We start from the raw sequence: 15,026 nt of genomic DNA, 5'->3' as shown, positions 1-15,026 counted from the left end.
TGGTTAGCCCCGGTTAAACAGGGTTTCATATACGGCGGCAACGCGATCGCCGTGGGCAGCCCAGGTAAACGACTGAGCCCGATCGCGACCTGCGTTGACCAGGCGAGCATAGACTTCGGGCTGTTCATAGAGCTGTCGTAGGGCGGCAGCGATCGCTTCAATGTCCTGGGGCGGCACCTTCAGCCCGGCATTGCCCACCACCTCGGGTAGGGCAGTGGCGTCAGCCACCACCACTGGAGTTCCACAGGCCATGGCCTCTAGAGGGGTGATGCCAAAGCCCTCGTACAGAGAGGGAGCAACTAGCACATCGGCGGCGTTATACAGCGCCACCAATTCAGTTTGATTAGGTTTACCGACATAGACAATGCAATCCGTAAGGTTTTGGTGCTGCACGTAGATTTTTTGCTCGGCGGTCAGATCGGCCCCGGCCTTGATCAAGTAGGCAGGTATCCCCTGCTGCCGCAGCAGCGCCAGAGCCTGAAGCAGGGCAATCACGTTTTTGCGCGGGTGGTTAGAGCCGACATTGAGCAGACAGAAGCGCTCAGTTCCTAGGCCGTAGCGCGATCGCGCTGCCGCAGTTTGCTCTGGGGGCTGGGGGCAAAAGGCCGGGTCAACCCCGTTGTAGGCTGTCGTTACCCGCGCCGGTTCAATCCCAAAGGTGGCCATCACATCCTTGGCAGTGTGGTCAGACACCGTGACAATGTGGTCGGCCTGGGCGATACCCCGCACCGCGTAGCGCCACAGCCCAGCGCTCAACCAGGGCAGCTTGGCCTGGCTGCTAATGTTCTCAGGCTGCATGTAGTTGATCAGGTCGTGGCAGGTAACCACGACCGGGTGGGGAGTGCGCCCCAGGGCGTAGCAAAGGTGGCCGTCGCTGTGGTCGACCACGTGGAACAAGTCGATGCCCTGCTGCCGCGCCACCTGACTCGGCAACTGCCCGTAGCGCCGCACATACTTGAGCAGCCCCCCCAAGGCCGACCCCTGATACTCTTTAAAGTTCGGAGTGATTTCTACAATATCCCAGGTAGGGCGAACCTGGCGCAGACCCGCCACCAGGCCATTGGCATAGACATCCATGCTAAAGGACGCGCCGGGAGCCCGGCGAACAACAGCCACGCGCATAGGTTAGCCCTCGGCTTGGGGTTGGACGCTGGCCTGGGTCGCCAGGCTGGGCACCGGCTGGGGCCTCGCCTGAGGCAGGGCGACCTCAGGCCGTAGCTGCTGAAACGTCGTGAGAAAGGCGCGCAGCTCGCAGTCTAAGTCTTGGCCCGCAAACACCTCCTGCGATCGCTGGCTGTAGCGCTGGCGGGTGTCGCTATCAGTCAGGGCCACGATCGCCTCGGTCAGGGCGACCCGATCGCCGCAGGGGTAAACCAGCCCGTTATAGCGATGCTGCACGGTATCGCGGTAGCCCCAGTTGCCGCAGCGATCGCTCAAAATCGGCGGTGTGCCCGCCGCCATGGCTTCGGAGATAACCAAGGGGTGCGGATCGCTCGAAGAGGTCGAAACAAACACATCCAGCGCGGCGTAGTAGAGGGGCAGCTTGCTCTGGTTGACAAAGCCCACATTCACCACTTCGCCATTGAGGGTAGCCAGGTGCCGGTCAATGGCTGGGGCCAGCTCGCCACCGCCAATCATGATGCCGCGCACGCGAGGATCTTGCCGATGGGCCTCGGCCACCGCCTCAATAAACTCAAAAGGGTTTTTGCGCTCAATGTACTTGCCGCAAAAGCCGTAGAGAATGGTGTTGTCGTCCCAGCAGAGGGTCTGGCGCAGGCGTAATATTTCCGGCTGATTTTGGGCCATGGTGGTTTCCCAGCGATCGCGATCGACCGGGTAGCAGCCCCGCACCACAATATCGGAATTGACGCCGTAGTGGCGCAGGTAAATCTCGTTGTGGTCGCCGCTGCTAATCCAGCGATCGGCTAGGCCATACATCCAGGGGTAAAGGAGCGCCTTAGCCAAACGACGGCTGCCCGACTGATCGCTATCGGTAATCACCGTGGCATCGTTTTGCATAATGACTGGAATGCCCCGCAGCTTGCACAGCGTCACCGTTAACCGGTACGACAGGGTATAAAAGCTGGGCAAAAACACCGCATCTACATGGGCTTTAGTCAGGCGGTTGACCAGGGCTGGAGTCAGCAACCCCTTAGTGGTAGCGGTAGCGGTTTTTCCCGTCCAGGTTTTCAAAAACTCGTGGGGGTAGCCGCTAAGCAAATCCACATCCCAGGGTTCGCTGCTGCCCAGGGCGCGATCGCCTCCCGACTGATTTTCATTACACAGATAAAACACCTTAACCTCAACCCCTGGCTGCTCATTGAGCTTCCGCCAGAGAGGAGCGTGATGCTGGGTCGGATGGGTAAATACCACCCCCAGACGAAATGATTTAGTCATAGCAGCTTTAAATAAAGGAATCCGATGAAAGAAACTCAGTAGATACTTGAGACACACTACTCAAGACAACGGTGCCCCACTGGCTGAGCCAGCTTTAGCGGGCGGGGGTGGGTTAGATCGATTGACCAGACCCTTAAGCCAACCCAGCACTTGCCCCACCATCTTGGGCCGGAACTGGGGCGCAAACAGCCAGATGATCATGGGTTTTGCTAATGGTCGAGGTAACAACCCCACCCACAGAAACCACAGGCTAAAAATGAGGCGTTTCTGCCAGTTGAACCCCGAATACAACCAGATAGACCGAATGCCCTGATAGGTCAGCCAGAGGGAATGGTCGCTGGGTACCGGGTGCTGAGTAGGGTCAAAGCGCAACGAGGCCAACCGCGACCAAGCTCGACCAAAGAAACGCATGTACAGATCGTCGGGCACCTCATAGCCCAGCTGACGGCCATGCCGCTGAATGAGCTCGCAGCGTTGCAGATCATGGCGAATAAAGCGACGAAAGCGATCGCCTGTCACTTCGGTCAGCGCCCACTGGTTACTGGTGTGAATGCGATAGGCCCCTAAGGGCGTTTCTACCGCAGCGACGTCACCGTAAAGGGGCATCAGCACCGAAAGATAGTCGTCGGAGGACGTGTAGAACTCAGCTGGAATAGGCATTACATTAGTTAGAGCCTGACGGCTTAAGGCATTGCCGCTGGTCGGCACACCGGTATAGGTGCCCCGGTCAAGCACATAGGGAGCCACATCTCCCCGGCTCAGGACGCTCCCCTGGGGATAAGAGAAACCTCGAGGCTGCCCCTCCGAATCGATCACGTCGAGACGATAATGAACCTTGGACAGACTGGATCGCCAGGCCGCCACAACCTGCTCCACCGCTGTGGGATATAGGTAGTCATCGGCATCGAGAAAAATAATCACCTCGCCTTTGCTGTGGGCAAAGCCGTTATTGAAAGCAGCTCCCTGTTTACCGTTTGCCTGAAAAATAGCAGTGATGCGATCACCATAGCTCTCAATAATCTGGCGCGAGCCATCGGTTGAGCCATCGTCTACAACGATGACTTCGACATAGGCATAGGTTTGTGCCAAGGCGCTATCGATCGCTTGGGAGAGGAAGCGATCGTAGTTGAAGTTATTGATAATAATGCTAGATTCAATATTCTTCTGCATATTTAGTGAGCTATTTCTTTAACTAAACGTATTTAACAGCTAACTTCGTTTGGATACTCCCTCGCAAAATTGCAGAAAAAACCTCTCTTGAATAGCAACCCAGCGCAGGCGAAGCATTATCAACGTGAATTGGAATTTTTGATGAAAGCTTTTCAGCCTGCCATCTTGCCACACCCGCAAAAAAAATCTAAACGGTGGCTTGAGAAATAGAATAAAATCTTTCAGGAGATCTAAATTAGACGGTTCGCTTGATTTAAGTAGATCAAATTTCCCTCCTACTATGCGAACAGACCGCTTTCGCAGAGATTCCCAACTATCCCTTGCTGGGTGCTTGACACAAGCTTGTTCTCCATAAACTTGATTATAGCCAGCAGCATAAACACGCTGACCCCAATCTCGATCGCCCCCAGACTTCAGCGTCTCATCAAACAGACCAACCCTGTTAAGAACGTGCTTAAAGGTAAAAAGATTGGCGGTTACCCCAAAGCGGTCATTCGCTAGAAACTGGTCTTGAGGAAACGCTAACGCAATGGTTTCATATAGCTCAAAAGGATTGGGTCTGTTGTTATCTCTAGCAAACAGATCAATGTGGCCAGCGACTAGACCAACATTTTCCTTACTACAAAGCGCTGCAACACCTTGCTCAATCCAGTTTTTTGCTGGAATACAGTCCGCATCAGTAAAGGCTATAATATCTCCCACTGAGGCTTTAAATCCACGGTTTCTAGCAATATAAGAACCCGGCACTGGCTCGTGTAGCAGAGTGACAAAACTAAATTTTCCAGTGACAATTTGAACATCTTCATCTGAATTGTTGTCAACTACAATCACTTCATAGTGCTCTGGGGGATAGGTCTGTGAAGCAAGAGAGCTTAGACAAATATCAAGATAGCGATTGTCGTTAAAGACAGGAATAATGACGGAAACAAAGGGAGTAGGCTTAGGTTCCATGGCTTAAGTTTTGTGTTGGGCAGCAAAGCAGTGCTAAACGAATTGCTTGAAAAGCAGTCGGCTCTTAAAGTAGCTATAGATTAGCCATAGTCTTGTTTTGCCCACAGGCGATAATGAGTTTAGGTAAGTCGTAAACATGCGATCGCAGTTAGCATTCTCGGGCGTCTCTGGGAAATACTCGCTGCTCTGGTAAGTTGCAAATCCTTTTGCCAACAGTTTTTCGCCAATAACTCCAAAATCTGGAAAGTTTTTCTGAATCCAGTACCCTGTAGTAGTATAAATTTCGCCAAAGAGTCTTCTTTTCTTGCTTAAATCTACATTCTTATAATAATTATCGTGAAATCTATAAATTCCTAGATTCTGCTTGGTTATACATCCTCTTGAGAACCCTACAGCTAAAGTTTTAATATATAAATCTGTGATTGCCATCCCAGAAAGGCCCTTGATTTCTGGCAATGGAAATATTACTTCAAGTAGTTTTCGAGAAAAGCATAAATTCGACGTTGAAGGCGTAAAGCTAGGTGACTTGCCTTTCAAAATCTGATCCTTAAAATCAATGCTTTCTACAGTATCTGAAGAATTACTTTGTCTGATCGAATTGAACAGCGGCTCAAAGCTCTCTCTATCAATGTTAGAGGTTTCAACCGGAGCCGACTCAGTAAATACCCAATCGATGCCGGGGTGAAGCTGAAACAAACTGACCACCTGAGCAACTTTTTCTGGTAGGAACAAGTCGTCAGCGTCAAGAAGACAGATGATAGTACCCTTGCTTGCTAAAAAACCGGCATTCATTGCAGAAGCTTGACCGCCATTCGCCTTAAAGACTGAAGTTATCTTGTCTCTGTACCGTTTTAAGACCTCCCTTGATCCATCTGTTGAGCCATCATCTACAGCAATAATCTCGATATTTGAATAGGTCTGGCCCAAAACACTATCAATAGAATCAGTCAAGAAGCGCTCATAATTATAGTTATTAATTAGAACACTAACTAGGGGATCCTTATAAGTTGGAGAGTTCATAATCTAGGGGAACTTGAGCCTTAGTAAAGTGAAAACTAACAGCAAAGTACTTTTTTTACTTCATCCCACATAACAGTAGATTGCAGTTTTTGCTTTACAGATGCAATCTGAATTTTACTCTTTAAAGCCTCTCTACTAGAAGACGCAGTTATAAGTTCTATTTTTTCCTCAACTAAACCTTCAATGCTAACATCTTCTAAAAGGCACTCTGGACAATCGTAGTCTTGCATCAACATTTGATATTTGTGGCTCCACCCTGTAGCAAGACACGGTACGCCTTGCGATAGGGAATTGATTAGACCATGAAACCTTGAACCTACAACTGCATAGGATAACCCTATAAGCCCTTTCAGCCGAAGAGGATGCTCCTCAACAACAACTTCTAGTGAATTACCAAAACTGTTTTGTAAAGCTGATGCCAGCTCGATATCACAAGTCTCGTGAACCACAATCAATGGTTCAAAGCCTCTCGATCTGATTACCTTTATACTAGATTCTAAGAAATGAAAATAAGAGTTGCTAACATTTTTAGAAGTTTTATCTGTCATTCTAGTATTGGGAATGACGCAAACCCTATTCTGAATATTTTCAGGAAGATTGTCAGGTTGAATGCCTTTTAATAAGTTTGTAAAATCAGGTGCTTGACGTATATTTTCAGGGCTGTTGCTTATTTCAAGAAGATATTTATATGAAATATCATCTCTGGCAAAGACGAGATCACTATATCTCAAAACCTCAGAAAAAGCCTTCCGAATTTCTTGATCTTGGAATGGGCCGAATGCTTGAGGCAAAAGTATGACTTTTTTCCCATCTTTCTTAAGCCTTTTTGCAAGATCCAGCATTACAATAGTTTTTTCTAGACCCCACTGATCAGAATAGTTAAAGCCAGAAGCATCTAGTACAGCATCAATCTGTGGATAAGTAACTAGGCCTAAACTAGCTTTTGTCTTTTTGGGGATTAGATTCAAGACAGTATTTGCTGAAGAGCCTAACAGAGGAATTTTTTTGTCTGACCACAGCAGCTGATGCACTCCATATTGTGCTCTCTGGCTATAGCTGCCAATTTTCACCCTCATAGCAACAGTATTCTTCTTATCCCACTTATGTAATTGCTGAACAGCTGCGCACAGCATTAGTTCTGCGCCCTTATTTTGAAATTGGACTCCGCGAATTTCTACTATCATTTTGAATGCCTTAAATATTAGAGAAAGTCTTAGTGATGAAATGTGCTTTAGAAGTAAAGCTCATCACTGAGTTAAATGGAGAAGAACTAAGCGCTGAGATGTGTGCTCTAGTTGTATTTTCTAATTTGCTCTAGGTTTTTCTTTTGAGAGTAAGCGATCATTCCACTAGGATCTGGATAACCTAAAGAAATCAACATTATAGGTCTTTCGTCAGGCTCTAAATCGAGCAAATCTACCATTTGTTTCTCCTTTGATTCAATATCTGGCCAGTTAATAGGGCAAGACCCTAAACCCAAAGTCTCTAGAGCATACATTAAAGCCATTGATGCCAAAGCAGAATCTATATAGATAATATGACGATCTCTTTCGCTAAAATAAGCTCTAAGTTTTCCAACAACCACGATGATGACTGGGAAGTTCTCATAAAACCCTTTAGTTCCCATAGGTATAGACGAGATTTGCTTCACCAGTTTGGGGTCATCAAAAACTCTAAATTCAAAAGGTTGCCGATTGCAAGCACTAGGAGCAAGAGAAGCAATAGTAATTGCTTGATCAACTAAATCTCTTGGGACTGGTTTTTGCAAATACCATCTAACGGATCTTCTCTTGATAGATAATTTCAGAAAATCCTCATAGTTGACTACTGGGCTACTAGAATCTCCTCTCTCATAAGGAATTTTAGGATGTTCTGTTTTTTCAAACAGAGCTAAGGATAAGAATTCCTGCCTACATCTATCAATGCTAGGTTCTGTTCCAACAATTGAAAAATACTCAGATAGTACGTCATGAGCCCATCTTAGCTCCTCGCAATCCTTCGGATTTTTATTCTCTATCAATGAACTCTTATATGCCTGAAAAGTTTCCGCTATGTAGTCTGAAGCAAAAACGCTTCTTCTAGGCCGCATTAAAATTCCTTTTTCAATACGGTGGATGTTTCTCCTTAAGAGGTACTTGCTTTCCTGATTGGAGCTGAGGCCTTTTTGATATTCAAGCTTGCCGTAAATACAAGCCTGGTTTTCCCTTCCAAATTCTTTTGAGAATACCGAATAATAAAGAGAACTTAAAAAACGAGAGCGAACAGCTATTTGCATCAAGCGCTTCTCGATGAAACTCTTTGCAGATGCCTTTAATGAATTTCTTTTTGTACCATTAAACATGGCTTTAGAAATAAATGCGACCATTTCACCTACACTTTATTTGAGGTTTGCCAATTCGTAATTTACGGAAGCTTCTTATTATGTACCAAGAAACTTTGCAGGCTTAAATAGGATTTTGACAAAATCTAAGTCTTTTTAGGAATTGCTGAAGTTGTTATTGAAAGTATTTTTTGAAGTATGTCAGGTGAAAATATGTAAATCAACCCAGCGTATGATAAAGAGCCAGATGCTATACAGATCCCAAGAAGCATTCTTACCGAAACCATATCAGCTACTAGTGCTTTAGTTCCAATAATTACTACAACCATTGCTAATGAAAACAAAAAGGCACTTCTTAAATTTTTCAAATAGGTTAGAAATTTAATGTCAATTAGCTTCTTAATCATAATCAACGGAATAGGTGAAAACAAATAAGCTCGAATAACGTAAGCAGAAGCAATAGCTAAAATTCCCCACTGGACAAATAAGAGATAAGCTAATATATTGGTCACTCCACTAGCACTTATAAAACCTAATCTCCAGTAGGGTTTTCCCAAAGCTAAAATAACTGAATTATTGAAGTAGGATACGGATTGCAAAACGCCAACCAGAGCTAAAACGCTCATTACTGGCGCGCTTGGCAACCACTGAGTACCAAAAATTACTTCAATTAATTCTTTTGAAAGTACTGATACGGCTAAGAAAGCTGGCATTGCAACCAGGCTAGTCATTTGAGTTGCCACGTAGAATGAGCTTCTCAAACGTTCCTTGTCTTTTTGAATCTTGGAAAAAGCTGGTAACGCTATTTTGCTAGTAACTGTGATCAGCATCTGAGTCATTACCAACAAAATTTTGTAAGCTATTGTGTAATAACCAAGTGCTGTGGAGCCCAAAAAATAACCAATGACTACATCATCTCCTCGTCGGCTGAAGTAATCAAATAATTTAAACCCAATTTCACCTAACCCAAACGAAATCAACATGTTTGAGTTTTTTAGGGAAAGTTTAATACCCGGCCTCCAGTCACTTAAATACCAAAGAATTATGACTTGAAAAAGGCTATTAGTAAGCTGTTGCCCAACTAAGCTCCAGACACCATAACCCTTAAAGGCCATGGCTATACCAACAATTCCACTAATAACTGTGGCTATAATTGAGCGAATTGCGAGAGCTTTAAATTGCAACTCTTTTTCTAGTAAAGCTTGTTGTATGTTGCCAAAAGCACTTAAGACAAATGTTAAAGATAACCCCTGTACTATTGGCATTAATGCAGGCTCCTCAAAAAAGCTGGCTGCGAGACCAGCAGTGAGCAGACCGATTATAGTTAAAACCCCATTTAAGAAAATGTTTGCCCAAAAAGCGGTATTTAAATCAGCCTTATCTAAACTGTCAGATTGAACAATTGCTTGGCCTATTCCCTGATTTAAAAACAGTTGTAGAAAACCTAGAAAAACACTTGCTAAAGCTACAATGCCGAATGCATCTGGTTCTAATAGGCGAGCTAGTAAAGCAAAGACAACAAATGAAAATACTTGTTTTCCCCAACTTTCTATAGCAGACCAAAAAACACCCTTGACAACTTTGTTTTGCAAGCTCATCTTGTGCCTTTGTTTATCAGTGAGGAGAAAGATTAATGAGTTTTAAAAGTGTTTTGAGATACTACACTAAGCTTAACTACGGCATTACTCAATTGCATGGGTGCATTACACTAACTAATAAAGCGCTCATGTCATTACTGGAGCAGTGTGGGCTGTTACTCCAACAATCCTTATAGTGCCGTTTCTGCTTGATTCCTAAAAAAGTGCAGTCGCCTTTAGGGTGCGACCACGCTTTCAATATTCAGTTTCTTACTAGCCTAAGTGGAAGGCACCGCTACCGTTTTCCGTTGGGCCCGCTTGCGATCAGAGCGCCGCTCGCCACCTGCCATTTCATACTCATGGCTATTGCGGCTAAACTTCACCTTTACTCCGCTCAGCATGTGCTCCGACATCTCGCCCAAAGTCCGCTCCTCTGCTAGCAGTTCGTTATATAAGCTATTTACATTCGACAGGAGCGCATTATACTTTTGCTGCTTAGCCCGCATGGCGTTAATAGCTTCCCAATACATCTCCAGCGTTCGCCCATTGCCCAAATCTAGCTCTGGCTCAATTGATACCATCGACGTGGCCCGCAGCTCAGCCTTTTCTAAAATTGCCAATTCTGACTACCAGCGAACACCTCGCAGGTACACCTATCCCGCATACTGCCCGATCGCTCCTAGGCGTTCAAGAACAGGGTAAAGGGACTGAGATCTAAGACGACCGTCAAAGCCCCTCTGCAGGCAAGGTCTGGTTTAAGATTGTTATCTTCCTTTACAAGACTAAACTATCCTTCCGGATACTGCTTGCATCTCTGATTACTTTTTTCAAGGTTTAAGGCTCAATCAAAATATATCAAAGATATTCAAAGCTATCCGGAGCAGTAGCTAAGCTCGGTTTGACGTTACCCTCAACTAGATTTGATATACGCTCTCACTCAAAAAATTTTAGGCTCCTACTCAGCAGGCTCCTCGGCTAAACACCACCGCTTCAATGGTTTTCAATATCAAACGCGCATCTTGCTTTAAAGACCACTGCATCTGATAATCAAGGTCCATTCTAACAATTGTTTCAAAGTCTTTTATTGAAGAGCGTCCCTGGGCCTGCCACTTGCCGGTCAATCCAGGCTTGACATTCAACCGTTGCCAGTGATGAGCTTCGTACTGGCTCACCTCCGCTACAGTAGGAGGTCGCGTGCCTACTAAGCTCATATCTCCCTTTAGCACATTCCAAAACTGAGGAAATTCGTCTAAGCTAGTGCGGCGTAAAAACTTGCCCACCCGGGTAATGCGAGGGTCGTTGTCATTTTTGAAGATGAACCCCTGTGCTTGGTTTTCTACTAAGTGTTTCAACTCATCCGCATTGGCTACCATAGATCGAAACTTCCAAATGCGAAAGGGTTTTCCCCGATAACCACAGCGGGTTTGGCTATAGAAAACAGGACCCGGATTATCGAGCTGAATTGCGATAGCAATGGGAATTAGCAAAATCAACGTTATCAGTATCCCAATCCCCCCCCCTACTAAGTCAAGACACCGCTTAAAGAATGATGTTGCTGATGGGTGAATAGGCATCCTAGCAACGCTTTCTGGAATTGTTATGCCGGCTTGAAGATCAGACCCTTTAGGGTTCAAAAGCGAACTTAATTGAAAAAACATAGGGCTGTCAAAGGTTGAAAGTACGCGGAGGCCAGATTTCAATTTGGTGCGTTATTCAACTGGCCCATAGATGCAGTAGATAACTATATCGACGCTCTAATGGTCTAGAAGTTTCAACACAAGACAGATGTCACTAGGCTCTTTAAAGCGACTTTGGGTAACCGTTTGACTGCTACATTCTAGCTATAAATTTGCCAATTTCTATAAACTTGAAAAACGATAACCTGCCGACAGATCGGTAACCATTACCTTTGTTCTATTCTTTTCACTAGAAAAGATCTTTTTAAGATTGGGCAAAGATTCAAGAGCTGGAATAGCCTGTACATCACTATCAGAATTAAAAAACCCAGAAGAAGCACAAATTGAAGGGCAATCTCCTTCAATAACCCAAAAAACTCTAGTGGGCTCGCTCAAGTAAGCATTCTCCCAAAACAGTTGATCAGGTATCCGTCGAATTTTTATAGGATGCTTAAAATTGAGATAGCCCATGTACCTTGGGTAGTGCTGAGCAAAAAATAGGGCGTCTGGGTTTTGTTCCTCCAGCTCAACTAAGAACCGCAAGGTTTCCTCACGCTCAGTAACTATTTTGTTGCTAGGGTAATGAACATTAAAGTTTGTGCTCGGCTCTAACCCAAAAGGCAATGTTACTAGAGACTTACTACCATAAGCGTAACTGTAGTAGGCCAAAGCAAAAACATTAAATAGCACAAAAACAATAATAAATGCTTTTGCTATTCTCTTGCAAAATCGAGAAAACCCGGGAATAGTTGTGATGCCATAGGCTATCAAAATTAAGCATGACTTCAGAGGATAATAGTATCTTTCGATTATAAGAGGGCTATACGCTATTACGGGCGTAATCGCGGCCGAAAACACGATAAAGGAAACGATTACGCAAGAAAGTAAAATAGAGATATCTGTTATAGAGCTATCAATATTGCCTCTGCGCTGATGAGCCAAGCGCTTGTGGCAGATCAACAAAACAGGCAAAAAGCAAAATAAGAGCAAGAAAGATAAACCAACAATACTATTTAGCAATGCTTGAGATACTAGAAAATCTTGGATTCTGCGCGGATCAATTCCAGTCAAAAAAAACAAGCTGGAAAAGCTAGAGAAAACTTTGTCTAGTGACTCCAAAATCCAACTAATATTACTTTCACTTACATTTTTTGATCCATGATCATAAATCAATTTTTCAAAGGAGTTTTCGCTAGATTGAGCCCTTTCCTGATTATTGAAAAGAAAGATTGGGAAAGTTGTGATTAAAAAAGATAGTATAAATGAGCTATAAAAGACAAATATAGACCTTATTTTAGGAAAGAACTTATAAACTATTATAAAAAAAGTTGCTATCAGCAGAAAGCCACTGGCGTAGCGAAAGGAAACCAGGAGACCTATGGTTAGGCCTAGTAAAACAGTAGAGCCGAGAGAAAAGGAACTTCTCAAAACATAAAGCAGCAACAGTGTTACCACCGGTATGCCTGCCCATAGAAAAATATCTGTTCCTTGAATTGTCCAAGATGGCGTATAAATCAGGGGCAGTATGACTGCAACAATTAAATTGGTAGGTAGCGTTTGCTTTCCAACTTTCATTGGAATTTTGAGGCAGTGGGAAGCGATCGCAGCCCAGGCAACCCAACCAATGACTGTTGTCAAGGTATAGATTATTTTAAGAGAAACAGCAAGAGAGAAGCCGAGATAGAGAAAGACTGCTACTAAAACCGAAATCCCAGGGGGAAAATGAATTAAAGTTTCTGAGATCGGAGGCTGACTCAGGTCTAGTTGTGGAGAAAACGCGTTTGTTATACCTAAGCCTTGAGCCAGGCGATGAGCAGCTTCTAGCTGAATACTGAGATCCCAGCTAACTAGCAGAGGCCCAAACAGTCTGACCAGCGTTACTAGGAAGGCTGTAATGAGTACAGCTTTAAATACCTTAGTGTTTCCTCCATTTAGGAAGGAAGTAACCTGCTTAAGGTGAGCCATACCTAAACCTTAGTATCAAGACTTTTGGCAGCTAAAAAGGCTCTTTAAGGCCAGATTTTCTGCTCTAAATTGGCCGATAGCACTCAATGTGACGCTAGCTAGCATTGAGCACTATCGGCCGTATTCTCTAACCTATGCTTAATTTTCTCTAACCAAAAAGCTCCAGAAGAATCACCCAGCCTTAATTCCTACAAACCCTTGATTTCAAGCGGTGATTTGAGATGGGGAAAAGAGAACAAAACGCACTCTACCCAACGACCACTCTTTCTCCACTGCCAGCCCGCAGGGTGGCTCGATCTAGCACGCTGGTGGCCGCATTGCCGTTGAGCGTGACCAGGCCTAGGGCTTGTAGATCAGCTTCGACCATGAGGTGTACTAACTCTTCAAAGGTGACGGTTGGTTCCCACCCTAGTTTTGCTTTGGCCTTAGCAGGGTTACCAATCAGTAGTTCTACTTCGGCAGGGCGTAGGTAGCGCTCATCGAAGGCCACATAGTCTTGCCAATCGAGGTTGACATGGCCAAAGGCAATGTCTAAAAATTCGCGCACCGAGTAGGTTTCGCCTGTAGCGATGACGTAGTCATCGGGCTCTTCTTGTTGCAACATGAGCCACATGGCTTTGACATAGTCTTTGGCATAGCCCCAGTCGCGCTTAGCATCGAGGTTGCCCATATAGATTTTGCTCTGCTGCCCAGCGACAATGCGGGCCACGGCGCGGGTAATTTTGCGGGTGACAAAGGTTTCGCCCCGGCGGGGTGACTCATGGTTAAACAAAATGCCATTGCAGGCAAACATACCGTACGATTCACGGTGATTGAGCGTTTGCCAGTGGGCATAAACCTTGGCACAGGCGTAAGGGCTGCGGGGATAGAACGGGGTGGTTTCGCTCTGGGGCACATCTTGCACTTTGCCGTACATTTCCGAAGAGCCCGCTTGGTAGTAGCGGACCTCAATGCCGGTGCGCTGGCGGTAGTCGCGAATGGCTTCGAGCAGGCGCAGCGTGCCCATGCCTACTGCGTCAACGGTGTATTCAGGTGAGTCGAAACTCACCCGCACGTGGGACTGTGCCCCCAAGTTGTAAATCTCTATGGGCTGCACTTCTTCAAGAATGCGCCGCAGGGTGGTGCCATCGGTGAGATCGCCGTAGTGCAAAAATAGTCGAGCCGAATCGCTGTGGGGGTCTTCGTAGAGGTGATCAATGCGATCGGTGTTAATAGTAGAGGTGCGGCGAATAATGCCGTGCACCTCATAGCCTTTTTCTAATAGCAGCTCGCTTAAATAAGAGCCATCTTGTCCGGTAATACCCGTGATGAGAGCTTTTTTAGTAATAGTCATAGAGACCACTTAATGAACAAACAACGAAACTGAAACAATCCTACAGGTCAAACATTCACAGCTCTATCACCCAATCCGGCAAAAATCTTTCACTCCGTTAAACCTCGTTTGCTGGGCTACCCGGCGAGTAAACTCTCCCACCGTCGGGTTTCCCGCCGGAAAAATCACCCCCGAAGCCCGTAGCCAGAGATCCTCAGGAGCCAAACTAAGCGCATAGCCATTGGCCGCCGTTTTGCGCACGTGGTACCACTGAGTTTGCTGGCAGTGGTCGCACCAAAATGCCTCTAGCCACTCTCCTTGCAGGGGCACAGTACCCAACTCTGCCACTACTGTGAGGGCTTGCTTGCGGCCCATGCCCCGCTGCTGTAAATGTTCAGGCTTTGTGGTGTGGAGGGGATATTTTTGACTCACACTATCTAAATAACAACTGTGGCTGGGGCAATAAATGGCCCGTCGCCTAGACCGGTTGCGGTTGCGTCGTGGCTGCACCATGGTTACATCCTTAGCTGTAGGAAGATCATCTGGTCAACAGGTACGACTTTCAGGAAAATAATCAAATGCGCTGCTACCAAATAACGCGTCTCCGCCCCAAGTTGATATCCCAAGAAAGCGGCATC

The 15,026-nt window shown here is 45.8% G+C and carries 13 protein-coding genes; all 13 read right to left on the bottom strand.

What is annotated here, in order from left to right; genetic code table 11:
- Positions 1-3 precede the first annotated feature (3 nt).
- Positions 4-1,122, bottom strand: a complete 1,119-nt coding sequence (locus NC979_RS02700) for a glycosyltransferase family 4 protein (RefSeq protein ID WP_190523496.1) — start codon at positions 1,120-1,122, stop codon at positions 4-6.
- Between the two features lie 3 nt (positions 1,123-1,125).
- On the bottom strand, positions 1,126-2,397 hold the full coding sequence (locus NC979_RS02695) for a glycosyltransferase family 4 protein (protein ID WP_190523494.1): 1,272 nt from the start codon (positions 2,395-2,397) through the stop codon (positions 1,126-1,128).
- Between the two features lie 60 nt (positions 2,398-2,457).
- Entirely contained in the window at positions 2,458-3,567 is a 1,110-nt protein-coding gene (locus tag NC979_RS02690) for a glycosyltransferase family 2 protein (protein ID WP_190523492.1), read from the bottom strand.
- Positions 3,568-3,606: 39 nt separating this feature from the next.
- Positions 3,607-4,518: a glycosyltransferase family 2 protein gene (locus tag NC979_RS02685; protein WP_190523489.1), complete on the bottom strand. Its 912-nt coding sequence runs from the start codon at positions 4,516-4,518 to the stop codon at positions 3,607-3,609.
- A gap of 33 nt (positions 4,519-4,551) precedes the next feature.
- A complete protein-coding gene (locus NC979_RS02680) occupies positions 4,552-5,538 on the bottom strand; it encodes a glycosyltransferase family 2 protein (RefSeq protein WP_255524870.1) in 987 nt (328 codons plus the stop codon).
- 35 nt (positions 5,539-5,573) lie between these two features.
- The gene (locus NC979_RS02675) at positions 5,574-6,722 is read right to left on the bottom strand and encodes a polysaccharide pyruvyl transferase family protein (RefSeq protein ID WP_190523485.1); all 1,149 of its coding nucleotides are present in this window, start codon (positions 6,720-6,722) and stop codon (positions 5,574-5,576) included.
- 107 nt (positions 6,723-6,829) lie between these two features.
- The gene (locus NC979_RS02670; protein WP_199309007.1) at positions 6,830-7,903 is read right to left on the bottom strand and encodes a nitroreductase family protein; all 1,074 of its coding nucleotides are present in this window, start codon (positions 7,901-7,903) and stop codon (positions 6,830-6,832) included.
- Positions 7,904-8,004: 101 nt separating this feature from the next.
- Positions 8,005-9,456 carry a lipopolysaccharide biosynthesis protein gene (locus NC979_RS02665; protein ID WP_206755279.1) on the bottom strand — a complete coding sequence of 484 codons (1,452 nt, stop codon included), beginning with the start codon at positions 9,454-9,456 and terminating at the stop codon, positions 8,005-8,007.
- 257 nt (positions 9,457-9,713) lie between these two features.
- Positions 9,714-10,055, bottom strand: a complete 342-nt coding sequence (locus NC979_RS02660) for a hypothetical protein (protein WP_190523481.1) — start codon at positions 10,053-10,055, stop codon at positions 9,714-9,716.
- Between the two features lie 339 nt (positions 10,056-10,394).
- A complete protein-coding gene (locus NC979_RS02655) occupies positions 10,395-11,093 on the bottom strand; it encodes a sugar transferase (RefSeq protein WP_190523478.1) in 699 nt (232 codons plus the stop codon).
- A gap of 201 nt (positions 11,094-11,294) precedes the next feature.
- Entirely contained in the window at positions 11,295-13,076 is a 1,782-nt protein-coding gene (locus NC979_RS02650; RefSeq protein ID WP_190523476.1) for a hypothetical protein, read from the bottom strand.
- Positions 13,077-13,323: 247 nt separating this feature from the next.
- Positions 13,324-14,409, bottom strand: a complete 1,086-nt coding sequence (gmd, locus tag NC979_RS02645; protein WP_190523474.1) for a GDP-mannose 4,6-dehydratase — start codon at positions 14,407-14,409, stop codon at positions 13,324-13,326.
- Between the two features lie 66 nt (positions 14,410-14,475).
- Entirely contained in the window at positions 14,476-14,901 is a 426-nt protein-coding gene (locus NC979_RS02640) for a hypothetical protein (RefSeq protein ID WP_199309006.1), read from the bottom strand.
- Positions 14,902-15,026: the final 125 nt, after the last annotated feature.

Origin of the sequence: Leptolyngbya subtilissima AS-A7 (assembly GCF_039962255.1) — a bacterium.
In the GTDB taxonomy this organism is placed as follows: Bacteria; Cyanobacteriota; Cyanobacteriia; order Phormidesmidales; family Phormidesmidaceae; genus Nodosilinea.
The sequence above is the reverse complement of the archived record's forward strand: the minus strand, read 5'-3'. Positions and strand labels throughout refer to the sequence as shown.

What these genes read in the sequence shown, in the direction of transcription:
- NC979_RS02655 (WP_190523478.1), bottom strand. Translation starts at nt 11,093, where the DNA reads ATGTTTTTTCAATTAAGTTCGCTTTTGAACCCTAAAGGGTCTGATCTT.
- NC979_RS02675 (WP_190523485.1), bottom strand. Translation starts at nt 6,722, where the DNA reads ATGATAGTAGAAATTCGCGGAGTCCAATTTCAAAATAAGGGCGCAGAA.
- NC979_RS02680 (WP_255524870.1), bottom strand. Translation starts at nt 5,538, where the DNA reads ATGAACTCTCCAACTTATAAGGATCCCCTAGTTAGTGTTCTAATTAAT.
- NC979_RS02665 (WP_206755279.1), bottom strand. Translation starts at nt 9,456, where the DNA reads ATGAGCTTGCAAAACAAAGTTGTCAAGGGTGTTTTTTGGTCTGCTATA.
- NC979_RS02685 (WP_190523489.1), bottom strand. Translation starts at nt 4,518, where the DNA reads ATGGAACCTAAGCCTACTCCCTTTGTTTCCGTCATTATTCCTGTCTTT.
- gmd (WP_190523474.1), bottom strand. Translation starts at nt 14,409, where the DNA reads ATGACTATTACTAAAAAAGCTCTCATCACGGGTATTACCGGACAAGAT.
- NC979_RS02670 (WP_199309007.1), bottom strand. Translation starts at nt 7,903, where the DNA reads ATGGTCGCATTTATTTCTAAAGCCATGTTTAATGGTACAAAAAGAAAT.
- NC979_RS02700 (WP_190523496.1), bottom strand. Translation starts at nt 1,122, where the DNA reads ATGCGCGTGGCTGTTGTTCGCCGGGCTCCCGGCGCGTCCTTTAGCATG.
- NC979_RS02650 (WP_190523476.1), bottom strand. Translation starts at nt 13,076, where the DNA reads ATGGCTCACCTTAAGCAGGTTACTTCCTTCCTAAATGGAGGAAACACT.
- NC979_RS02640 (WP_199309006.1), bottom strand. Translation starts at nt 14,901, where the DNA reads ATGGTGCAGCCACGACGCAACCGCAACCGGTCTAGGCGACGGGCCATT.
- NC979_RS02690 (WP_190523492.1), bottom strand. Translation starts at nt 3,567, where the DNA reads ATGCAGAAGAATATTGAATCTAGCATTATTATCAATAACTTCAACTAC.
- NC979_RS02695 (WP_190523494.1), bottom strand. Translation starts at nt 2,397, where the DNA reads ATGACTAAATCATTTCGTCTGGGGGTGGTATTTACCCATCCGACCCAG.